Raw genomic sequence first — 22,406 nt, forward strand, 5'->3', positions numbered from 1 at the left:
CGAAGCCACGGGTGGGGGGGCCGGGCCTGAGCCGAGGTGAGAAGTTCGGGCGCCGGAATCGGCGAAGGCGGTCAGCCGGCCTGTTCGGCGGAGCGGGCCCGCTGGAAGAGGTCCTTCCACGACGTCACACTCGGGTTGCGACGCTCGGGCGCCGGAATCGGCGAAGGCGGTCAGCCGGCCTGTTCGGCGGAGCGGGCCCGCTGGAAGAGGTCCTTCCACGACGTCACACTCGGGTGGCGACGCAGGATCGCGCGACGCTCACGCTCGGTCATGCCGCCCCAGACGCCGAACTCCGCACGGTGGTCGAGCGCATCGGCCAGGCATTCGGCGACCACCGGGCACTTCAGACAGACGCGCTTCGCCTGTTGCTGTGCCGCCCCCTGCACGAACAGCTCGTCGGGTTCGGAGGTGCGGCACCTGGCGAGTGGAGTCCAGTCCTCCACCCACTCAGACTGACGACGCCGCATCGGCGTTGATGAGATCGTCATTGTTCGTCCTTGCGTCGGCGACCCACGGTCTGCAGATTGCACGTTCCTGATCGGCCGGTACCGGCCCGTGATCAGTCATCTGTGCTCCTAACGTTAAGAACGGTCGGCCGAACTTTCGATCCCCCGTCGGGATGGTTCGGCGTAGTGCGAAAGAACTAGTCCTGACGTCCCGAATCGGTCGTTTCGTCCGTAATGGCTACCTGTGGCGGGTCGAGTTCGCTTGCACGACCGCGGTGCAGGCCCATCGTCGACTGCGCAGGTGACGGGGGTTGTCGGAGACGGCGTCTACGCTGAACCCATGGAACGGCGTCAGGGGGCGACTGCGGTCGCGGGACTTTTCGGGGCCTTCGTCGCGGCATCGACCGTGCTCGGGCTGCTGATCGCGGGCATCTTCATGCCCATCGCGGGTCTCGGCGGCAGCGCCACCAAGTCGGTCATCACCGCCTTCGACGCGCTGCCCGCGCAGTTCACCTCCTCACCGATGGCCCAGCAGTCGCGCATCCTGGCGCGTGACGGCTCGGTCATCGCCACGCTGTACCAGGAGAACCGGCTGGTCGTGCCCATCGAGGACATCTCGAAGGACATGCAGAACGCCCAGGTGGCCATCGAGGACAGGCGCTTCTACGAGCACGGCGGCGTCGACGGGCGCGGCATCCTGCGCGCCGTCGCCACCGGCCTGCGGGGCGGGGGCAAGGAGGGTGCGTCGACGCTCACGCAGCAGTACGTGCGGCAGTTGCTCATCGCGACCGCGCGACAGAACGGCAACGAGAAGGCCGCGCAGGCCGCGCAGGCGCGCAGCGGAATCCCCGGTTACGTGCGCAAGATCCAGGAGATGAAGTACGCCATCTCCATGGAGCAGCGCCGCAACAAGGAGCAGATCCTCGAGGGCTACCTCAACATCGTGTACTACGGCGCCCAGGCCTACGGGGTCGAAGCGGCGGCGCGTCGTTACTACGACACCACGGCGGCCGAGCTCACGTTGCCGCAGGCCGCGATGATCGCCGGCCTGGCGCAGAACCCCGGTGTCGCCGACCCGATCAACAGCCCCAAGCGCGCGATCGAGCGCCGTAACACCGTGCTCAAGGCCATGCAGGAGCAGGGCTACATCAGCACCCGGCGCATGAACCAGGCCCAGGAGTCTCCGCTCGGGCTCAAGGTGCAGCCACTCAAACCGTCGTGCCCGGCGGCCACCAATCCCTACGTCTGCTACTACGTCGTCAACTGGCTGCTCGACCAGCCCGCGCTCGGTGACACCGTGAAGGAGCGCGAGAAGCGTCTCTACTACGGCGGCCTCAACGTGCAGACGACGTTCGACCCGGGCCTGACCAAGCGCACCAACGAGATCCTCGCCCGGCGGATCTCCCCCACGAACAGCGCCAAGCGAGGCACGGCCGCGGCCGTCGTCGAGCCGGGCACCGGCCGGGTGCTCGCCATCGGCCAGAACACGTCGTGGGATCTGGTGGGAGGCCGCGGAAAGACGAGTGTCAACTGGGCCGTCGATCAGAAGTACGGCGCGTCCGGTGGGTTCCAGATCGGTTCCACGGTCAAGGTGTTCGGCGTCGTCACCGCACTCGAGCAGGGCATGACCGCGAACAGCTCGTTCTACGCCCCAACCGACGGCACGCGCATCTCCGGCTCGAGGTTCGGAGGTGAGAAGTGCGGCATCGTCGACCGGTACTTCGCTCCCTACAACGCCGAGGGCGAGGAGCACGGCATGACGACGCTGCGCGAGGCGACGGTCAAGTCGATCAACACGGCCTTCGCCCAGCTCGCCACCATGGTGGGCGTCTGCAACGAGCGCGACACGATGAAGCGCATGGGCATGCACCGCGCCGACGGCAAGGAGTACGGCGCGGGTGGTATCGCGGCCACGGTGCTGGGAGCCGACAACGCGTCCCCGCTCACGCTGGCGTCGTCCTACGCCACGCTCGCCTCGGGTGGGATGTACTGCGAGCCGCGTCCGGTCGAGAGCGTCATCGCGTTCGACGGCACCGAGTTGCCCATCGGCCAGAACAAGTGCCGGCGAGCCATCGACCCCAAGGTCGCCTACGACACGACGCGCATCCTCACCGGAGTGCTCCAGAAGGGCGGCACCGGCACCAAGGCGGCGATGGGGCGCCCGGCCGCGGGCAAGACCGGTACCTCCGACAACAGCAACCAGACGTGGTTCGCCGGCTACACCCCGCAGCTCGCGGCGGTCGTCTGGTACGGCACCCCGTACGAACAGCGTTCGGTGCACGCCTACGGCGGCACGGTCGCCGCTCCGCTGTGGCGCCAGATCATGACCGAGGCGAGCAAGGGCATGAAGACCGAGCAGTTCCGCCTCATCAAGAGCGACACTCCCGCCGAGGCCGAGAAGAACGACGAGACCGTCTCGGTGCCCAACGTCGTCGGGCGCAGCGAGGAGTCCGCGACGCGCATCCTCGAGGAGGCCGGTTTCGAGGTCTCGGTCGACGACAACCGGGTGAACTCCGGAGACGTCGCACCGGGCAGCGTCGCCGAGTCCTCCCCGGAGGGTGGCAAGGAGGTCGACGCGGGGTCGACGGTGACCATCACGCTCTCCCGGGGTGGGCGTCCCGACTGACCCGCGCACACCCCCCAGCGCCATGAATGCGTTCGGCCCCGTCGGCGTCGACGGGGCCGTTCGCGTATCTGGAAGACTGGGCGCGATGCACACGCTCACGAAGGCCGTCCTCGCCACCGGGCTCGCCGGCGCCGGTGCGCTCGCCTACGGCTCGCTCATCGAACGCAACGCGTTCACGTTGCGCCGGTTCGTCGTGCCGGTGCTGCCGCGGGGCAGTGAACCGGTCGATGTGCTCCACCTCTCCGACATCCACCTCATGCCGACGCAGCGGCGCAAGCTCGCGTGGATCTCGGCGCTGGCCGAGCTGGAGCCCGACGCGGTCGTCAACACGGGCGACAACATCGCGCACCCGGAGTCGATCACTCCGCTCATCGACGCCCTTGCGCCGTTTCGGGGGCTGCCCGGTGCGTTCGTGCTGGGGTCGAACGACTACTTCGCGCCGGGGCGCAAGAACCCGGCCGATTACCTGCTGCGCAAGAAAGCCAAGCCGCGCACGCCGCGACTGCCCACCGACGTCCTCGTGGGCGAGCTCGTCGACTCCGGGTGGAGCGATCTGACGAACACGCGTGGGCGCATGGCCGTCAAGGGTCTCGACCTCGAGCTCGTCGGCGTCGACGACCCGCACCTGGAGTACGACCGGTACGACGAGGTCGCCGGCCCGGCCGATCCGACGGCCGATCTCACGGTCGGCATCGTCCACGCGCCGTACACGCGGGTGCTCGACGCGATGACGGCCGACGGGGCGGGCCTCGTCATCGCCGGCCACACCCACGGCGGCCAGCTCGCGGTGCCGTTCTACGGCGCGCTCGTGACCAATTGCGACCTCGACACCGGCCGGGTCAAGGGCCTGTCGCGCTGGTGGCCGGGTGCCAACGGCATCCCCTCGAACGAGGCACCGACGGACGCGGCCTGGATGCACGTCTCGGCCGGGCTCGGAACGTCGCCGTACGCTCCGATCCGGTTCGCCTGCCGCCCCGAGGCGACGCTTCTCACGCTCACTCCTCGCGCCTGAACCGGCCGGGCGCCCGACGCCGTCGGAGCGGTGCTGCCGATTCGGCGAACGGGTCGACGGTCGGCTAAGGTGGGGCGGTCGCCCACGCGGAACACCGCCGGGCTTCGGGGTGTGGCGCAGCTTGGTAGCGCGCTTCGTTCGGGACGAAGAGGCCGCAGGTTCAAATCCTGTCACCCCGACCACAATCGAAGGGCTCCTGACCTGTCCGGTCAGGAGCCCTTCGGCATACCGGCCCAGAATCCCCCTAGGCACGGGGTGCAATCGCAACCTCCGAGCCCCCAATGCAACCCGGCCTGTGTGATGTCGGCCATAAACAGCCGTACGAGCGTCCAAGAATTCACGCTTCGGGCTTAGGACCAGCACACTTCCTCCGATGAGACGCCTGGCCACGGTCGGCGAAACCCGTTCGACCGGTTGTCACTTCTCATCATCTGGAGACACCAGTGTTCGCTCGCTCAGCCCGCTCCGTTCGCTTCCGACTCCTGGCGACCATGCTCTGCGTCGCCGCCTTGGGCCTACTCATCGGTGTCGTCGCCTTCGTCCAGATCGGGAGTCTCTCCACGACCCGGTCCGAGGAGATGGGGCGCACGGTGCCGTACACGATCGGTCTGGAGAAGGTGGCGATCGCCGCCAAGGCCGCTGCGAACGACGAGCGTGGCTACCTGCTCACGGGCGACAAGAAGTTCCGCGACTCGGTGGACAAGCAACTCGCGGAGATCGACACCGACCTCTCGGCCGCCGAGCAACTCGCCCCCGACCAGGAGCAGGAATCGGCTCGCAAGGTCCACGAGTCGATCAACGCGTGGGCGACCGCGGTGCGAGCCGAGTTCGTGCAGTACGACACCGACAAGGACGCGGCGGTCAAGGCCGCACTCGGCCCGAACCGCGACCTGAGGAAGGCGTACGAGAAGGAGCTGACCGCGACCATCGACAAGGCTGCGTCCGAGATGACCCGCGGTGGGGAGTTCGCATCCGCGGTGCAGACCGGTCGCATCCTCGTGCTGGCCCTGGCCGCCGTCTCCCTGGTGGTCGCCGTCCTTCTCGCCCTTCGCCTCACGCGCCGGTTCACCCGTGCCATCGCCGATCAGGTCGAGGGCCTGGAGGCGATCGCCGCCGGTGATCTGACCGCGCGCGTGGAGGTCCGCTCCGACGACGAGTTCGGCCACATGGCCCACACGTTCAACAACTCCTGCACCGAGCTCGAGGCGGCGATGCGCGCGACCGCCGGTCACGCCCGCTCCCTCGAGACCATGGCCGAGGAGACGTTGACCACGGCGGCGCAGGTGTCGGATCTCGCCGACGAGCTGCGAGCGGTCACCGAACGGTCGACGTCGGGGGCGCAGCAGGCGTCGCGTGACCTGCAGACCGTCGCCGCGGGGACCGAGGAGATGACGGCGAGCATCCGCGAGATCTCGCGCTCGGCCAACGATGCCGCCGGTGTCGCGGCCTCGGCGGTCGAGGTCGCTGCGCACACGAACTCGACCGTGGCCCAGCTCGGCACGAGCTCGGCCGAGATCGGAGAGGTCGTCAAGGCGATCACGAGCATCGCCGAGCAGACCAACCTGCTCGCCCTCAACGCGACCATCGAGGCCGCGCGCGCCGGTGAGGCCGGCAAGGGCTTCGCCGTCGTCGCGAACGAGGTCAAGGACCTCGCCCAGGAGACCTCCAAGGCCACCGAGGACATCGCTCGTCGCGTCGAGGCCATCCAACTCGACACGGAGGCCGCCGTCACCGCAATCTCGCAGATCAGTGTGATCATCGCGCAGATCAACGACTCGCAGTCGACGATCGCCTCCGCCGTCGAGGAACAGACCGCGACGACGAACGAGATGGGCCGGAGCGTCTCGAGCGCGGCCGGTGAGACCGACCACCTCTCACAGGGTGTCGAGCAGCTCGCGCACGCCTGTCGCGAGGTCTCGGTCCGCTCGGCCGCATCGACCGACGAGGCCCACCGCCTCCAGGCCACGGCCCGCGACCTCGCCGCGGCCGTCGTCCGGTTCCGGTACTCCGACGTGTCCTGAGCCGGACGACGGCGGCCGCCGGCGAACGACGGCCGCCGCGGTCCTCGACGACGCTGAGACAGGCGCTTTCACCCGGGCTTCGCGCGGGTGAAAGCGCCTGTCTCAGCTGGGTTGCGCCACGTTCGGCTGGGGGTGGTGCGGGGCGACGTCACCGCACGAGCCGGCTCGCCACCCCCGGCCACACGTGGGCCGGCTCGCCACCCCCGGCCAGCGGGGGTGAAAGCGCCTGTCTCAGCTGGGTTGCGCCACGTTCGGCTGGGGGTGGTGCGGGGCGACGTCACCGCACGAGCCGGCTCGCCACCCCCGGCCACACGTGGGCCGGCTCGCCACCCCCGGCCACACGTGGGCCGGCTCGCCACCCCCGGCCACACGTGCGCCGGCTCGCCGCCCCCGGTCGCGCGTGGGCCGACTCGCCGCTCTCGGTCGCCAGGTGGGCCGGCTCGCCACCCCTGGTCCCGACGGGCCGGAGACACAGCCGATGAGGCCGGTGGCCGCGTGCGTCCGAGATGGAAGATGGGATGGCAGCGGTGGTGGGGTGATCACCCCATCACTGCTGCCATCCCATCTTCCGTGTTGCGTCGGAGCGCCGCCGGTGTGCCTCGCCGGCTCTCGGGATCGAGAGCGCCGGGCGTGCGGATCAGCGGCGGATCTGGTTCACGGAGTCGGCGAGCTCGTCCATCGTCGAGAGGACCTTGGAGTTCGCCGCGAAGCCGCGCTGGGCCATGATGAGGTTCGTCAGCTCTCGACCGAGGTCGACGTTGCTGGCCTCGACGACACCCGCGTAGACGCTGCCACGACCGCCGGTCCCGGCGGCGCCTGCGATGGGAGCGCCCGAGGCCTCCGTCGGACGGAACTCGGTGCTGCCGATGCGGAACAGGCCCGCGTCGTTCTGGAACCGCGCGATCTGAATCGTGCCGAGCACGACCTCACGCCCCTGCGCGTCCTGCGCGACGACTCGACCGCGTTGGTCGATGGCGAAGTTCGACGGGGTCGCAGCCGGGGTGGGAACGCGGATCGGCTGGTTGTCGACGCCGAGCACCGCCTTGCCGTTGCCGGCCCGCAGCACACCCTGCGCGTCGAGGGAGAAGTTGCCGTTGCGGGTGTAGGTCGTCTCACCGCCGCCCTGCAGCACGAAGTAGCCCGACCCGCCGATCGCGACATCGGTCGGCTTGTTCGTCGTGAGGAACGAGCCCTGATGGAACTCCCCGTAGATGTTGCGGGTCGCCACGCCCAGGCCGAGCATCGCGGGGTTGATCGCCCCGTTGGGCTGCGGCGGTGCCATGTTGTTGGCGCGCGCGATCTCGTTGAGGGTGTCCTCGAACATCGCCCGGTCGAGCTTGTAGCCGTCGGTGTTGACGTTCGCGATGTTGTTGCCGGTGACGTCGATGAAGATCTGGTGCTGACGCAGACCGGAGATCGCGGAATCGGCGGCACGGAACATGCGGTGGGCTCTTTTCTGACGGCAGGTAGTGACTGCACACGACCGGCGCACCCGAAACGAGTGCGCCGGTCGCAGGCCGCGGATCGCGGCCGGTGGGTCGACGTGGCAACGTCGACCCTGGGTCTGATCGACCGGCTGTCCGGATGGACGAGGGTCAGCCGGATCAGCGCTTCATGTTGATGAGGTCCTGCAGGACCTCGTCGGAGGCCGTGACGACCTTGGAGTTCGCCTGGAAGCCACGCTGGGCCATGATCAGGTTGGTGAACTCGCCGGCGAGGTCGACGTTGCTCATCTCGAGCGTGCCCTGGGTGACGAGGCCGAGGCCCTGGGCCGTGGGCTGGTCGACGATCGCGTCACCGGAGTTCAGGGTCTCCTTGAACATCGTGCCGCCGACGCGCTCGAGGCCGTTCGGGTTGTTGAACTTGGCGATGCCGAGTGTGGCGATCGTCGTGCCTTGCGGGTTGTCGGCATTGAAGCCGGTGATGACGCCGTTGGGCGCGACCTGCCACGACGTGTACGTCTCGGAACTGATGTTGATGGGTTCGCCCTCGACGTCGAGCACGTAGCTGCCGTCGCCGGTGACGAGGTCGCCGGCCTTGTCGAGGCTGAACGCGCCGTTGCGGGTGTAGAAGGTGTCGACGCCCTTCTTGATCTGGAAGAACCCGTCACCCTGGATGGCCATGTCCGTGGGGACGTTGGTGACCTGCAGACCACCCTGCTTGAAGTCGCCGGAGATCTGCCCGAGGCGCACGCCGAGACCGATCTGGGTCGGGTTCATACCACCGACGCCGTTGCCGCCGTCGGGGGCGGCCGCGTTCCGCACGACCTGCGACAGGCTGTCCTCGAAGACCGCGCGGGTCGACTTGTAGCCGTGGGTGTTGACGTTCGCGATGTTGTTACCGGTGACGTCGAGGTAGATCTGGTGGTTGCGAAGACCGGAGACGGCCGACCACATGGAACGGATCATGAGCTGATTCCTCCTTCTCGGGTGTGGCCCCGAGGTGTGTTACGCAGGGGTACCGGTGCTGCCGGTGTTGTCGGTGGGGGTGGTCCCCGTGGTGCCGTCCGTGGCCGTGTTTCCGGTGGGTGCACCGGTCGTGTCCGTGGTGGCTCCGGTGGAGGGAGCAGAGCCCGTGGTGCCGTCGGTGGTCGACGGGGCGTCGGTCGTGCCGGTCGGTGCCGTGGCAGGTGACTTCACCGACTGGACCGCACCGAGCGGCACGTCCTTGCCGTTCACGACAAGAATCGGCCCGGCGGTGGAGAACTTGACCGATTCCACCCGGCCATCGAGCGTCTTGGACGCATCGGCCGGGTCGGCGTAGGTGATGTTCGCGCCGATCATGCCGACAGCCGTGGACATTCGCTGTTCGACGGCCTGGCCGGCGTAGTAGGCCATGAGCTGATCGTTGCTGTTGGTGAGGTCCTTGACCGCGTTCGACATGGCCTCGGCGTTGCTCGACAGCTCGTTGACGCGCTCGAGCATCGCCATCGACGCGGTCTGCTGCATCATCGCGGTCGTGTCGGCCGGCTTGCTCGGGTCCTGGAATCGCATCTGGGCGACGAGCAGCTTCATGAAGTCGTCGGCGTCGAGCGCCATGCCGTACTTGCGGTTGATCTGCTGGGCCTGCTGGGTGGCCTCGGGCGTCGTGTTCGACTTCCACGTCTTGGTCGCCGGGTCCCAGACGGCCATCGACTGCGGGATCTCGAACTTCGTGCCGTCGGGCTGGGTGATCGTGACGGTCGGCGTCGGGGCCGGGGTGGACGTCGTTCCTGTTGCGCCTACGGGGGTGGTCATGGGTATCGCTCCTCAGCGACGCGGGGCAGGGCCGCGGTCGTCGGACGTCGGGTCGAAAGAGCCGGTGGAGGCCGGTGAGAGGGTGGTCGAGTAGTCGGTGAGCGCGTCGTCGTTCGCGGTCGTCGGGGACGTGGTCGCCGGCGACGTGTCCGTCCCTCCGGCGAGGCCGGGGAAGGCAGAGCCGTCGCCCATGACGGCGGCGCGGCGGGCGCGAGCCTGAGCGTCGGCGGCCTGCTGCCAGGTCGCCTGTCCGCCGTCGGCATGGCCACCGGAGTCGACGTCGACCGAGCCGGGGCGAAGCCCGAGGTCGGCGAGCTGCTGACGCAACTGGTCGACGTTGTCGCGCAGGAGTTCACGGGCGGTGCCGTCGGCGGCGCGCAGCACGACCGCCACCTCACCGCCACGGATCTCCAGCGTGACGTCGACCTTGCCCAGGTGGGCCGGGGCGAGCTGCAACGTCACCTGGTAGGAGCCGTCCTGCCCACGCAGCACGGGGCCGAGGCCCTGCATGATCTGGGCGTGGACAGGCGGCGTGGACGGGGCTGCCCCGGCCACCGGTGAGGACGACGCGACGGGCGCCGACGCCGGCGCGGTGAATCCGCGCTCGGCACCCGAGACCGGAGCAGCGTCGGCACGCGGCGCCTCCCGGCCGGCGGACTGTCCGCCCTGACCGGAGCCGCCGTCGCCCGTCCCTCCGGAGCCCGGACGCGCGGCCGCATTGTCGCGGCCGACGGGGGCGTCGGTCGAGGCATCGGTCGGCCGGGCGTCGAACGCCGCGTCCACTGCATCGTCCGTCGGCACGTCCGCGGTCGCGTGCTGGATGGCTTCGTAGGCCGAGCGGCTCTCGTGAACTCGTGACTCGGGGCGCTGCATGCCCGCGGCGTCCGAGCGCAACGGCGGCTCGGCAGCCTGAGGGTTCGACCGCACGGTGCCGTCGACATCGGCCGCATCCTGCGACGTCGCCGGAGTGGCCACCGCCGGGGTGGACGCCTGGCCACCCACGCCCCGGCTCGCGGCCGAGCGAGCGTCGGCGCTCTCCCCCGCACCCACCTGCGGTGTGGTGACGTCGGCGGGGAGCGGCGTGGTCGAGGCCGTCCGGCCGGTGGGGGTCGCGCCCGTCGCTCGCGCGGCGCGTTCCGCGTCGTCGGTCACGACAGGACGTGAAGCGTCCTGTGACGGGGTGGAGGCAGCGTTGGGGGTCGCGACTCCGGGGGCAGTCGCCCGTGGCGTGGCCTCCGGGGAGCTCGCGGGCCCGGTGCGCGCGGGCAGGGCTGCCGCGCCGTCGGCGAGGTCCGAGTCGGCCGGCGTCGACGCCGCTGCCGAGGCGGCCGCGCTCTGAGCGTCCTGCGATCGCGGCGCATTGGCGGCGCGTGCCGGAGTGCCGTCTGCCGCCACTCTCGACCCAGCGTCGGCATCGCTGCGGACAGTTCCCGCTGCTGTTGCCGCGGCACTCGAGACATTCGAGGCACCGTTGCCGGCAGTGCGCCCGGCTTCTGCGCGAGGAGCCTCGTCGGACGTGCCAGCCGCTTGTGTCGGTACAACAGTGTCGCGCGTCTCGCCCGCCGCACTCGTGCGGGCGCGATCGGTGCCCGCTCGCGGCGCAACCTGGGTGGCGCCCTCCGCGTCAGTGGCGGGTTCGTCACCCGCGGTGGTGGGCTCCGGCGTCGTGGTGAGGTCACCGGCGGAAGCCTCGGCGCCGCCGTCGACGGTCGCCAGGTCACCGTGAACGGTCGGAGCGACGGGAGCGCCGGCGGCACCCGGCTGCGATGGGGTCGAGGCGGTCGCTGCGGTAGAAGCGGCCGCTCGCTCGGGGCCGGCGGCCGGTGCCACGCCGGAAGAGCCGGTGGCAGCACCCTGCGCGCTCTGGCCGGAGCCCGTGCCGCCGTCGAGTGCTCCCGCTGCGAACTGGGCCATCGTCGCCTGGGTGGCGAGCACCGCGGCAGCGCCGTCGGCCGTGCTCGTGGGCACGGGGTTGGCGGTCGGGGCCGCACCAGAGGTCGCGGCTCCCGGAGCACCCGCGGTCGTCGACGTGTCGACGCCGTCGACGCTGTCGGCCGGCGCATCGGACGCGCCGACGGTCCCGGGCTCGGCGGTGCTCGCAACGTCTCCGAACGCGCCGCGAGAGACGCCCTCCGCAGCCGGGGTGGCGTCGATTCCGAGGCCGAGCGACTGGTGCCACACGCCTCGTTCGACGAGGCGGGCGAACGCCGACTGCGACGCGCGGGTCATCGGCGCGGAGCTCGTGGTGGAGTCGGCGGTGGTCTCCTCCTGAGCGGCGGGGGCGCCGGCGAGCTGCCCCTCGGCACCGGAGCGACCCGCCTCACGGCCGGTCACCTCACCGGAGCGTTCCCCCTTGGCGGAGCCGTCGCCGAGCGCCCCGCTGAGGGCACTGCCGAAGCCGTCGGCTGCGGCCCGGCCGGAGCCGTCGTTCGTCGCGCGTCCGACGCGGGCGCGGGTGACGTCGGGAATGAGGTCGGTCATGCGGCCACCTCCAGTCCGGCCATGATCCGCCGCACGTAGTTCTGGGTCTCGCGGTACGGCGGGATGCCGTTGTACTTGCGCACCGCTCCGGCACCCGCGTTGTAGGCGGCGAGCGCAAGCTCGGTGGAGCCGAAGGCACGCAGGTGCGAGCGCAGCAGGCGCGCGGCCCCGTCGACGGCCTGCGCCGGGTCGAACGAGTTCTTCACCCCGAGTCCGCGTGCGGTGCCCGGCATGAGCTGCATGAGCCCCTGAGCGCCGGCGCGGCTCACGGCGCGGGTCTTGAAGTTGCTCTCCTGCTTGGCCACGGCGGCGAGCAGCGTGGCGGGCACGCCGTACTTGCCCTCGGCCGAACGGAACAGCCGTTGGAGGGCCGCCGGTGCCTGGTTCAGCGCCGAGGTGCCCACGGCGTCGGGAGCAAGGCGGGGACGGGCGCCGGCCGCAACCGCAGCTCCAGGGCGTACGGCGGCGTCGACCAGCGACGTCGCGTTCGGAGTCGTGGTGCCGAGTCCGGCGAGCGCGGTCTGCAGCACGGCCTGGGCGCTCTCGACGTCCGAGCCCGTGAGGCTGTCCTTGACCGCGCTGGCCACCGCCTGCTGGTACGTCGAGGCGTCGACACCCGCGCTGAGGGCCGTGGTGCGCAGCGTCGAAGCGAGCTTGACCGTGTCGATCCCGGCAGCGGGCAGCCCGGCAGCGTTCTTCGGCGACGCCGCCGGTTGCGTGAGCGTGGCCGCGGCGGGCTGGTCGGGCAGGACCCGCCGGATCGCCGTGAGGTTCTTGTGGACCTTGCTGATCTTGACGACGTCGCCGGTGCGAGGAGCGTGGATCATCTTGCCGTCGCCGACGTAGATCCCGATGTGGTGCACGGGGCTGCCGAACGCGACGAGGTCACCCGGGCGGGCCTGCGACAGCGAGGCCACCTTCGCGCCCTGACGCGCCTGGTCGCGGGAGACACGCGGCAGGGAGATGCCGTGCTGCTTCATGACGAGTTGCACGAATCCGGAGCAGTCGAGGCCGATGCGCGGGTTGGTGCCGCCCCACTTGTAGGGGATGCCGAGGTACTTCTTGGCGGTCGCGAGGACGGCGTTCGCGTCCTTGAGCCCGAGCGAGCCCGTCGTCGAGTCCGGCGCCGTGGTCGAGGTCGTCGTCGCAGCAGGGGCCGAACGCGCCGCGAGGGTCGTCGTGGGTACCGATGACGCAGCGGCCGCCGCTCGCGCGACCGGGGTGTTCGCTGCCGCCGTCGAGCCGCCGTCGGACGAGCGCGCCTGCGTGCCCGGGCCCTGGGCGCGCGACATCGCCTCGCCGAACGCGCCCGTCGCGGGGGTCGCCGACTTGACCACCGCGCTCGTGGGCGTGGCGGTCGTGAACAGCGACTGGATCTGAGCGATCCGCGACTGGGCGGTGGTGAAGCCGCTCGTGTCGATCGTCATCGACGTCCTTTCCTTTTCCTCGACGCACTCTCTTCGGCCGTCCGCTGGTCGGCGTCGAGCATTTCGGCGAATCGCTCTTCTCGGGCGCGATCGACGAGGCGTTCGAGACCCTGGGTTCGCATCGCTGCTGCTCGGAGGGCCTCTCGGGCGGATTCGGTCTGTTCGTGCGCCGATTCGACGGCCTGCCGGGCCTGGGTCACCGAGGCCGCCGCCGCCTCGGCCATGCGGTGGTGGGCTCGGAACTCGTCGTAGGTCGTCTCAGCATCCGGAGGGCGGACGAGCTCGGGATAGTCGTTCTCGCGCCGGGCGAGAACGGCCGCGGCCTCGCGTTCGGCGACGGCGGCTCCGGCCATCTCGGCCTTCGCCCTGTCCTCCTCGATGCGCCGCACCCGCAGGAGGGTGTCGTACGGGGTCGTGAACTTCGGCATGTCGCTTCGCCCTCACTCGCACTCGGCGGCCCGGCTCAACCGGACTCGGCGATGCGGTGCAGCTCGGCCCACGCGCTCACCGCCGGGGTGAGGTCCTCCATGTCCTGCTTGAGGAACGCGTCGATCTCAAAGGATTGTTCGAGGGCGCGGTCGACCTGCGGGTTGCTGCCCTTGACGTAGGCGCCGATGTCGATGAGGTCCTTGGCGTCGCGGCGGGCCGCAAGCAGTTGGCGCAGCAGAGTCGCGTCGGCGCGCTGCTCGGGTGTGGTGACGGCCTTGTTGACACGCGAGATCGACTCGAGCACGTCGATGGCCGGGAAGTGGCCCTGGGTCGCGAGCTTGCGCGAGAGCACGATGTGTCCGTCGAGGATCGAACGCACGTTGTCGGCGATGGGGTCGTTGAGGTCGTCGCCGTCGACGAGCACGGTGTAGAGCGCGGTGATCGAGCCCGTCTTGGCCATGCCGGCGCGCTCGAGCAGGCGAGGCATGAGGCCGAACACGCTCGGCGGGTAGCCGCGGGTGGCCGGGGGCTCCCCCGCGGCGAGACCGACCTCGCGCTGGGCCATCGCGACACGCGTCACCGAGTCCATACAGAGGATGACGTCCTGGCCCTGGTCGCGGAACCACTCGGCGATCCGGGTGGCGGTGAACGCCGCGCGCAGACGCACGAGCGAGGGCTCGTCGGAGGTCGCGACGACGACGACCGAGCGCTTCATGCCCTCGGGCCCGAGGTCGCCCTCGATGAACTCGCGCACCTCACGGCCGCGTTCACCGACGAGCGCGAGCACGCTCACCGGCGCCTCGGTGCCGCGCACGATCATCGACAGCAGGCTCGACTTACCGACGCCGGAGCCGGCGAAGATGCCCATGCGCTGGCCGCGGCCTGCGGGAACGAGCGTGTCGATCGCCCGCACGCCGAGCGGCATCGGCTCGGTGATGCGCTCGCGGTCCATGGCTCGCGGCGGAGTGCCGTCGGTGCTCGTCAGAATGACGTCGGTCAGCGGCGGCCCGTCGTCCATCGGCTGCCCGAGTGCGTTGACGACCCGCCCCAGCAATCCACGGCCCACGGGGACCTGCAGCGGAGCGCCGGTCGAGAGCACCGGGTTACCGGCCCGGACGCCTCGCAGGTCGGAGACCGGCATGCACGAGGCGAACCCGTCTCCGAGCGCGACGACCTCGGCCATGATCGGGCCGTGGTCGCCGATGATGCGCACGGCCTCACCGATGCCGAGCTCGAGCCCCGAGACCTCGATCGACAACCCGATGGCGCTGGTCACCCGCCCCCGAGCGAGCGGCCGCGCGGCCTTGGCGGCCTGGCCCGCGAGATCGGCGTACACGCCGGAGAGCGCGACGTGGCGGCTCGCGCGACGCGGCGCCTCGTGATCGGCGGGGATCCGGGCGTGCAGGCTCATGCGCCGAGGGCCTTTCGTACCCGGTCGAGCGCGCCGGCGATCGAGGCGTCGACCTCGAGGTTCTCGGCCATGGCCACGGCGTCGCCGGGTGCCACCGACGGGTCCGCGATGACCTCGGCGACCGACCACTGGAGGATCTCGTCGGTGATCTGGATGACCTCGTCGTAGTCGGCGGGGTTCATGCGCAGGGTCACCGTCGCCCGGCGCGGCACCTGGGTGAGGGCCCGCATGACCGCGTCGCGGGCCGTGCAGTCGCCCACGGCGAGGTGGTGTCCGACGAGGGCCGCGGCGATCTCGACCGACAGGCCGGTGATCGTCTCCTGCATCTCGGCGACCGTGGGCGCCTGGTAGTCCAGGGCCCCGGCGATCGCGGCCTCGACGGTCATGAGCAGCTCTCCGAGTCGTTCGCGTCGCGCCGCGCGCTCACGTGCGTCCTTCTCGACGAACTCCGCCTGCAGCACGGCCATGTTCTCGAGGCCCTCGGCGCGCCCGGCCTCGAAACCCGCGGCCCGCCCGGCCTCGAAGCCCTCGCGCCTCGCCTCCTCCTTGGCCTGCTCGACGAGGCCCGCGAGGTAGGGGTCCACGAGGCGCGGGTCGGCGACACCGACGGGCGCGAACTCGGTGTTCGTCAGGTCGGCGCTCATCTGCGCGGGACGCGACGTGTCGTCCTCCGCCGCACGGATGACGTAGCTCGTGCGGTTCGGCGTATAGCGCAGCCCGCTAGGCAACGAACTCGTCCCCACCGCCGCGGGCGACGACGATCTCGCCGGCCTCCTCCAGCATGCGGATCGCCCGGATCACCACGGCCTGGGCCTCTTCCACCTGCTTGAGGCGCACCGGGCCGAGGATGCTGATCTCGTCGGCGAGCGCGAGCGCGGCACGCTCGGACATGTTGCGCGTGATCTTCTCGCGCACGTCCTCGCGCACACCCTTGAGGGCGACCGCGAGGTCCTTGGACTCGACCTTGCGCAGCACGACCTGCACCGCGCGGTCCTCCAGGCCCACGATGTCCTCGAACATGAACATCTGCGCGCGCACCTGCTCGGCGAGCTCGAGATCCCGCTTCTCCAGGCCCTCGAGGATCATGCGCTCGGTCGTGCGGTCGGACTGGTTGATGATCTCCACGAGCGGCTTGAGGCCGCCGACCTTCGTGTTGTCGGCCGCCTGCACGAGGGTGGAGAGCCGGCGTTCGAGGTGGGACTCGACCTGCTTGATGATCTCCGGCGACGTGCTGTCCATCACCGCCAGCCGGTGCGCCACCTCGGCCTGCACGTCGGAGGCGAGGCCGGAGAGGATGATCGCCGCCTGCTCCGACTGCATGTGCGCGAGCACGAGCGCGATCGTCTGCGGGTGCTCGTCCTGCAGGTAGTTGAGGATGAGCTTGGCGTCGACCCGGCGCAGGAACTCGAACGGCAGCTCGACCAGGGACGCCGTGAGGCGGTCCATGATCTCCTGCGCCTTGTCCTTGCCCATGGTCGCGACGAGGATCTCCTCGGCGAACGAGACTCCGCCCTGCACGTAGTACTGGCGGGCCTGCGCGAGTTGCCGGAACTCCTCCAGCACGTCGTCGAGCACCTCGACGTCGACGCCCTCGAGGCGAGCGATCTCGGCCGTGAGGGCCTCGACCTCGTGTTCCGGAAGTGATCTGAGGATGGCCGCCGAGGCGTCCTTGCCGAGCTGCACGAGAAGGATCGCGGCCTTCCGCAAGCCGGTGAGGTGAGGGGCGACGGTGTTGCTCACGGTCTCTCCTTCCCGCTCTCATCGTTGTACCGATACAACTCGTAGGTGTGCGCGTCGCGTGTGTGCGCGTCGTGCGTGTGCGTGTGGCGCGTGCTCATGGCCGTCACTTGCGTTCCGCGATCCAGCCGCGCAACAGGCGGGCGACCTCGTCGGGGTTCTCGTCGACCAGGGCCGTGATCTCGGCGCGCGCCTGGGTGCGGGCCTCGGACTGCGGGTCTAGCGGGGTGGCCTCGATGACGGGCATCTCGTCGTCCTCGAGCGCGTACTCCGCGGGCGGGGGCCCGGCGGTGAGCTCGGGCAGGGCCGCGTGCGAGCCGGTGAGGGGCTCGATCGAGGAGAGGTCGCCGATCTCCACCGTCGTCGTCTTGCGGCGGCTCTTGCGGAACCCGATGAGCAGCGCGAGCAGAAGCAGCAGCGCGAGGCCGATGTTCTTGGCGAGCTCGATGAGCTGGTCCTGGCGTTCCTGCTGCGCCGCGGCCCTGGCGGCCTCCTGGGCGGCCGCGGCCGCCTGGGTGTCGAACGGCACCCGGCTGACCTGCACGACGTCACCACGCTTGGGGTCGACGCCGCCCGCTGCGGCCACGAGGGCCTGCATCTCGGTCTGGTTGAGCGCCGCCGACTTGCTCGCGTCGAGCATGACCGCCACGTTGAGACGCGCGATCTGGCCGGGGGCCTGTTCGGTGACCGTCGTACGCGTGCCGACGGGGTTGGTCACCTTGCGCTTCTCGTTGTCGTACTGCTGGTTGCTCTGACCGGCGTTGGCGTTCGGCACGGTGATGTTGTCGGGGCCGAGCACGCCGCCGACGGGGGTCTGCCCCGAGCCGCGCATCTTCTCGGTCTCGGTGTCCTCCTGCACGGGCACCGCGCCGGGCTGGGCCGGGATGTACTCGTTCGACTGGACCTTGGTGTTGTCGAAGTTGAGGTCGGCGGTGACCGTGACCGAGGAGTTGCCCGGGCCGACGGCCTTGTCGAGCATCGCCTGGATCTTCTGCTGCGCCACGGCCGAGATCGACTGCGCCTGCTCGACGCGCTGGTCGCCGGCCGCTCCACCGCCGCCGGTGCCTCCGCTCGCCGACAGCAGCTTGCCCGTGCTGTCGGTGACCGTGACGTTGGCGGGGGTGAGCTTGGGCACCGCGCTGCTCACGAGGTGCACGACGGCCTCGACCTGGCTCGCGTCGAGCTGCTGCTGCGGCTTGGGCGTGATGAGCACCGACGCGGTCGTCGGCGTCTGAGCGGCGGTGAAGACCTCCTCCTCGGGCAGCGCGAGCTGCACCGTGGACTTCTGCACCGCATCCAGGCTGTCGATGGCCTTCTGCAACTCGCCCTCGGTGGCGCGCTTGGCGGCCATCTTCTGCTGGAAGTCGCTGGAGGCGAAGTTCTGCTGGTCGAGCAGCGGGTAGCCCTGGCTGTTCTCGGTGTTCGCGGGCAGGCCCGCGCCCGCCATGTCGATGCGCACCCGGTTGACGTCCTCGGCAGGCACGAGGATCGTCGCGCCGCTGTCGGCCAGCTCGTACGTGGTGCCGCTCTCGTCGAGCTTCTGACTGATCGCGTTCGCGTCGGTGCCCGAGAGGTTGGAGAACACCGGGGTGAGCGTGGGCTTGCTCGCCCACTGGTAGAACGCGAAGCCGCCCACGAGCGCGACGACGAGGGCGATGATCGTCACCGCACGCTGACCGGCGGTGAACGAGCCCCAGGTCGTCTTGACCGAGGTGAGGGCGGCGGAGATTCTCTTGTTCACAGTTGCATCCGAATGATGTCGTTGAACGCCTGGAGGGCCTTGTCACGCACCGTGACCGCGAGCTGGGTCGCGATGCCCGCCTCGTTGGCCGCGATCGTGTACTCGTGGATGTCCTTGAGGTCGCCGGTGGCGGCGGCCACGGCGAGCTTGTCGCTGCGGGCGTGCAGGGCCGAGAGCTCGCCGAGCTTCTCGCCGAAGTAGCCACCGGAGGCGCCCTGCCCGGCGCGTGTGGTCTCGACGGCCCCGGTCGTCATGTTCGCGGCGGTCACCTCGGGCGACGCGAACGTCGCCGGAGCCGCGGCACCGGTCGCCGAGAGCGGAGCCGCGGCCGGGCCGACCGCCGTGGCCGAGGTCGCGGGGCCGAAGGCAGCGATGCGGTCGGCCAACACCTGGCCGAAGCTCGAGACGCCCTGCTGAGCGGTGTCGATGCCGACGTCGGTGCGCGGCGGGGTCGCCGACACACCGTGGGCCGGGTTGAGGCCGAAGCCCGGCGTCACGCCGAAGCCGAAGGAGGGGGTGATGGGGGCGATGCTCATCGGCCGATTCCGATCGCTGCCTCGTAGGCACCCTTGGTCCGCTCCACGGCCGCGAGGTTGGCCTGGTAGGCGCGCTGAGCCTGCATGAGCTGCGCCATCTGGTCCGAGAGGTTGATGTCGGGCACGCGCACCTGCCCGCGCGCGTCGGCGAGGGGGTGATCCGGCATGTCGACGACACGGCCCTCGGGGTTGCCCCACACGTTGCCGGCGACGTACGTGCCGGCCGGCTTGCCGTAGTCGGCCGCCCGCGCCACGACGTACCGGGCCTGGAACGCGGCCTCGTCGGTGCGGCTCACGTTGTTCATGTTGCTGATGTTGTCGCTGATCGCGTCGAGCCACTTGCGGTTGACCGTGAGGCCCGAGTTGGAGACGTTCATCGCGTCGAACATGCTCATGTGCTTCCCCCCGATCAGGCGCCGGTGCCGGTGATGGCCGTGCGCAGGCCCTTGAACTTGTTGGTCAGCGCCTGCGACACGAGCTGCTGGCTGAGCAGGGTCTCCTGACCGGCGACGGCCTCCTCGTCGAGGTTGACGTTGCTGCCGTTCGTGCGCGTGGGCTCGAGGGAGCGCGCGGTGGCGATCTCGATGCCACGGGGGTCGCGGCCCTCGGCCACGGCCTTCTTGAGCACGGCCTCGAAGTCGACCTTGCCGGCGAGAAAGCCGGGGGTGTCGATGTTCGAGAGGTTGTCCGAGATCGTGCGCTGGCGCATCGCCAGGCCGGTCATGGCCTCGCTCAGCGTCCGCGTCGTCATGTCGCCGATGAAGAAACTCATGTGTGGCGGCTCCCCCCTGGGATGGCAGTGTGTCGGGTCCTGGCAGTGACCCGCCGTCGCCCGTCCGTGGTGACCGAGGCCCTCCGTGGCCACAGACCCCATCGACCGTTCGGGGCCCGCCCTGAGCCTCGAGACGGGCTCGATACGGCTCTGACCTGCATGAATACAAGAAGCCGGGCGTCCGGGAACAGATCGGTGTCCGGTCTCGGATTCCTCACCGCCGCAACCGGATCCGCAGATCACGACCCTGCGACAACGCGCCCGGCTCGAGTCACTCCGGGCGCTATCACCGAGAGAACGCGCCTTTTGCGCACGGGCCTCGCCTCCCGACGCCCCTCCCCCACTCGCTCGAACAGGCCTTTTCACCCCGACGACGCTGGTGAAAGAGCCTGTCCGAGCGGGTCTCCCGGGTGAAAACGCCTGTGCGAGCGGATTCTCGCGGGTGAAAACGCCTGTCCGAGCGGATTCTCGCGGGTGAAAGAGCCTGTGCGAGCGGCTTCTCGCGGGTGAAAGAGCCTGTCCGAGCGGGTCCTCGCGGGTGAAAGGGCCTGTCCGAGCGGTTGTGGTCCGGATCAGCGTGGGCGGTAGACCGCTGCTCGCCCGATCGTCTGCCGCTCCCAGGAGTCGTCGATGTTCATCGTCGTCTCCGCGCCACCGAGGAACAGGTAGCCGTCGGGGCGCAGCACCTTCTTGACCTGCTTGAGGATCTCGCGCTTGGTCTCGATGTCGAAGTAGATGAGCACGTTGCGCAGGAACACGACGTCCATCTGCGGCATCGGCGGGAACGGCTCGGCGAGGTTGAGGAACTTCGTCTCGATCATCGACCGAAGCCGCGGGTCGACCTGGTAGTTCATGCCGTGCCGGGCGAAATAGCGCACGAGCAGCGGGGCCGGAAGACCTCGGTTGATCTCGAACTGGTTGTAGATGCCCTCCTTGGTGCGGTTGAGCATCTTCGTGTCGATGTCGGTCCCGAGGAGCCGCACCCGCCAGCTGGGGTCGGCGCCGATGAGCTCCTGGATGAGCATCGCGATCGTGTACGGCTCCTGCCCGGAGGAGCAGGCGGCGCACCAGATGTTGAGCGACCGCTCGCGCCCGCGCTGCACGAGCAGGTCGGGCAGGATCGTGTTCGACAGCGCCATGAACGGGTGGCCGTCGCGAAAGAACGAGGTCTCGTTCGTCGTCATCGCCTCGACGACCTGGTCGCGCACCGGGCCGTTGGGGTTGGCGCGCAGAGCACGCACGAGGTCGGCGACGGAGGCGTCTCCCCGCTCCCGGGCGAGGGCGACGAGACGCGACTCGATGAGGTACTCCTTGCTGCGGTCGAGAACGATCGCCGACCGTGCCCGGACGACCTGACCGATGAAGTCGACGTCGGCTCCGGAAAGGCTCATGTTCGGGCACTCCTCGCGGTGGCGCCACGGCCGGCCATGGCCCGTGACGTGATGGCCTCCGCCATCTGGGGCAGGGGGATGATGTCGCACGGCAGACCCGCGGCGACCGCTGCGCCGGGCATGCCCCACACCACGGAGGTCGCCTCGTCCTGGACGACGAGCGTGCCGCCGGCGCGAAGGATCGGTTCGGCACCTCGGTGCCCGTCCTGACCCATTCCGGTCATGATCACCGCGAGAACGTTGCCGCCGTAGACCTCGGCGACCGAGCGGAACATCGGGTCGACCGCCGGCCGGCAGTAGTTCTCCTGCGGCCCCTGGTCGAGGACGACGCTCACGCCGTCGGCGCCGCGCTTGAAACGCATGTGGTAGTCGCCGGGTGCGACGACGACCTTGCCGGGCTGCAACGGCTCACCCTGACGGGCCTCGACCACCCGCAGCTTCGACTTGCCGTCGAGACGCTGGGCGAACAACTGGGTGAACACCGGTGGCATGTGCTGGGTGACGACGATCGGCACCGGGATGTTGCCGGGTAGGTGGGAGATGACGTTCGTCAGCGCGTCCGGACCCCCGGTGGAGACGCCGATCGCGACGACGTCGACCTTGCCGCTGCGTCCCGCGGTGGTGATCGGCGCACCCGGAGCACCGGGCGCCGCTCCCGGGGCTCCCGGGCCGGCTCCGCGCGGGGGCTCGCCGCCGAAGGCCGGGCGCACACGCCGCGGCATCGGGGCACGGCCCGTGAGCGACTTGATCTTGGGGATGAGCTGGCTGCGCACCGCCTCCATCGACTCGCTCACCGAGCCGACGTTCGCGGGCTTGGTCACGTAGTCGCTCGCGCCACGCTCGAGCGCGTCCAGGGTCGCCCCCGCACCGCGCTCGGTGAGGGTGGAGAACATGATGATCGGCAGCTTCTTGTCGACCTTGCGCACCTCGACGAGGGTCTGCAGGCCGTCCATCACCGGCATCTCGACGTCGAGCGTCATGATGTCGGGCTTGAGCATGCGCAGCTTGTCGAGCGCGTTCTTGCCGTTGACCGCCGCCCCGACGACCTCGATCTCCGGGTCGGTCTTGAGCACGTCGGTGATGAGGCGGCGAATGACGATCGAGTCGTCGCAGATCAACACACGGATTCTCGGCCCCGCC

General features: G+C 70.0%; 19 protein-coding genes and 1 tRNA gene. 4 read left to right on the plus strand and 16 right to left on the minus strand.

Going from position 1 to position 22,406, the window contains the following annotated elements; all coding sequences use genetic code 11:
• Positions 1 to 170 precede the first annotated feature (170 nt).
• A complete protein-coding gene (locus BN1197_RS07225; protein WP_052466171.1) occupies positions 171 to 488 on the minus strand; it encodes a WhiB family transcriptional regulator in 318 nt (105 codons plus the stop codon).
• Positions 489 to 786: 298 nt separating this feature from the next.
• Between BN1197_RS07225 and BN1197_RS07230 the strand changes: the two genes are divergently transcribed.
• The 4 genes from BN1197_RS07230 (at position 787) to BN1197_RS07245 (ending at position 6,105) form a co-directional block, all read left to right on the plus strand.
• Positions 787 to 3,072: a penicillin-binding protein gene (locus BN1197_RS07230; protein ID WP_040157695.1), complete on the plus strand. Its 2,286-nt coding sequence runs from the start codon at positions 787 to 789 to the stop codon at positions 3,070 to 3,072.
• Positions 3,073 to 3,157: 85 nt separating this feature from the next.
• Entirely contained in the window at positions 3,158 to 4,084 is a 927-nt protein-coding gene (locus BN1197_RS07235; protein WP_040157697.1) for a metallophosphoesterase, read from the plus strand.
• Between the two features lie 105 nt (positions 4,085 to 4,189).
• Positions 4,190 to 4,266 (plus strand) — tRNA-Pro (locus BN1197_RS07240).
• A gap of 309 nt (positions 4,267 to 4,575) precedes the next feature.
• Entirely contained in the window at positions 4,576 to 6,105 is a 1,530-nt protein-coding gene (locus BN1197_RS07245; RefSeq protein ID WP_141397241.1) for a methyl-accepting chemotaxis protein, read from the plus strand.
• Positions 6,106 to 6,742: 637 nt separating this feature from the next.
• Here BN1197_RS07245 and BN1197_RS07250 read toward each other — a convergent pair.
• From BN1197_RS07250 to BN1197_RS07320, 15 genes are all read right to left on the minus strand, one after another.
• A complete protein-coding gene (locus BN1197_RS07250; protein WP_040157701.1) occupies positions 6,743 to 7,546 on the minus strand; it encodes a flagellar hook-basal body protein in 804 nt (267 codons plus the stop codon).
• 163 nt (positions 7,547 to 7,709) lie between these two features.
• Positions 7,710 to 8,513 (minus strand): flagellar hook-basal body complex protein, encoded by an 804-nt coding sequence (locus BN1197_RS07255; RefSeq protein ID WP_040157703.1) that lies wholly within the window; start codon positions 8,511 to 8,513, stop codon positions 7,710 to 7,712.
• Between the two features lie 39 nt (positions 8,514 to 8,552).
• A complete protein-coding gene (locus BN1197_RS07260) occupies positions 8,553 to 9,341 on the minus strand; it encodes a flagellar hook capping FlgD N-terminal domain-containing protein (protein ID WP_040157705.1) in 789 nt (262 codons plus the stop codon).
• A 12-nt stretch (positions 9,342 to 9,353) separates the two neighbouring features.
• Positions 9,354 to 11,822, minus strand: a complete 2,469-nt coding sequence (locus BN1197_RS07265; protein WP_040157707.1) for a flagellar hook-length control protein FliK — start codon at positions 11,820 to 11,822, stop codon at positions 9,354 to 9,356.
• Positions 11,819 to 13,249 (minus strand): transglycosylase SLT domain-containing protein, encoded by a 1,431-nt coding sequence (locus tag BN1197_RS17510; RefSeq protein ID WP_052466174.1) that lies wholly within the window; start codon positions 13,247 to 13,249, stop codon positions 11,819 to 11,821. The genes BN1197_RS07265 and BN1197_RS17510 overlap by 4 nt, the downstream gene beginning before the upstream one ends.
• Positions 13,246 to 13,677 (minus strand): flagellar FliJ family protein, encoded by a 432-nt coding sequence (locus tag BN1197_RS07275; protein ID WP_040157710.1) that lies wholly within the window; start codon positions 13,675 to 13,677, stop codon positions 13,246 to 13,248. Before BN1197_RS07275 ends, BN1197_RS17510 begins: the two co-directional genes overlap by 4 nt.
• 35 nt (positions 13,678 to 13,712) lie before the next feature.
• Positions 13,713 to 15,089, minus strand: coding sequence for a FliI/YscN family ATPase (locus BN1197_RS07280; RefSeq protein WP_245851848.1), 1,377 nt, complete (start codon positions 15,087 to 15,089; stop codon positions 13,713 to 13,715).
• Positions 15,086 to 15,817 (minus strand): FliH/SctL family protein, encoded by a 732-nt coding sequence (locus BN1197_RS07285; RefSeq protein WP_040157712.1) that lies wholly within the window; start codon positions 15,815 to 15,817, stop codon positions 15,086 to 15,088. Before BN1197_RS07285 ends, BN1197_RS07280 begins: the two co-directional genes overlap by 4 nt.
• Positions 15,810 to 16,829, minus strand: a complete 1,020-nt coding sequence (gene fliG / locus BN1197_RS07290) for a flagellar motor switch protein FliG (protein WP_040157715.1) — start codon at positions 16,827 to 16,829, stop codon at positions 15,810 to 15,812. Before fliG ends, BN1197_RS07285 begins: the two co-directional genes overlap by 8 nt.
• A gap of 103 nt (positions 16,830 to 16,932) precedes the next feature.
• Entirely contained in the window at positions 16,933 to 18,567 is a 1,635-nt protein-coding gene (gene fliF / locus BN1197_RS07295; RefSeq protein ID WP_040157720.1) for a flagellar basal-body MS-ring/collar protein FliF, read from the minus strand.
• Complete coding sequence (gene fliE, locus BN1197_RS17705) at positions 18,564 to 19,103, minus strand: flagellar hook-basal body complex protein FliE (protein WP_052466176.1); 540 nt, start codon at positions 19,101 to 19,103, stop codon at positions 18,564 to 18,566. The genes fliF and fliE overlap by 4 nt, the downstream gene beginning before the upstream one ends.
• Positions 19,100 to 19,498 carry a flagellar basal body rod protein FlgC gene (locus tag BN1197_RS07305; protein WP_040157721.1) on the minus strand — a complete coding sequence of 133 codons (399 nt, stop codon included), beginning with the start codon at positions 19,496 to 19,498 and terminating at the stop codon, positions 19,100 to 19,102. The genes fliE and BN1197_RS07305 overlap by 4 nt, the downstream gene beginning before the upstream one ends.
• A gap of 14 nt (positions 19,499 to 19,512) precedes the next feature.
• A complete protein-coding gene (locus tag BN1197_RS07310) occupies positions 19,513 to 19,875 on the minus strand; it encodes a flagellar basal body rod protein FlgB (protein WP_040157724.1) in 363 nt (120 codons plus the stop codon).
• A gap of 572 nt (positions 19,876 to 20,447) precedes the next feature.
• Positions 20,448 to 21,266 (minus strand): CheR family methyltransferase, encoded by an 819-nt coding sequence (locus tag BN1197_RS07315; protein ID WP_040157727.1) that lies wholly within the window; start codon positions 21,264 to 21,266, stop codon positions 20,448 to 20,450.
• Positions 21,263 to 22,387, minus strand: coding sequence for a protein-glutamate methylesterase/protein-glutamine glutaminase (locus BN1197_RS07320; protein ID WP_315969804.1), 1,125 nt, complete (start codon positions 22,385 to 22,387; stop codon positions 21,263 to 21,265). The genes BN1197_RS07315 and BN1197_RS07320 overlap by 4 nt, the downstream gene beginning before the upstream one ends.
• Positions 22,388 to 22,406: the final 19 nt, after the last annotated feature.

The organism is Mobilicoccus massiliensis, from assembly GCF_000826525.2.
In the GTDB taxonomy this organism is placed as follows: domain Bacteria; phylum Actinomycetota; class Actinomycetes; order Actinomycetales; family Dermatophilaceae; genus Mobilicoccus; species Mobilicoccus massiliensis.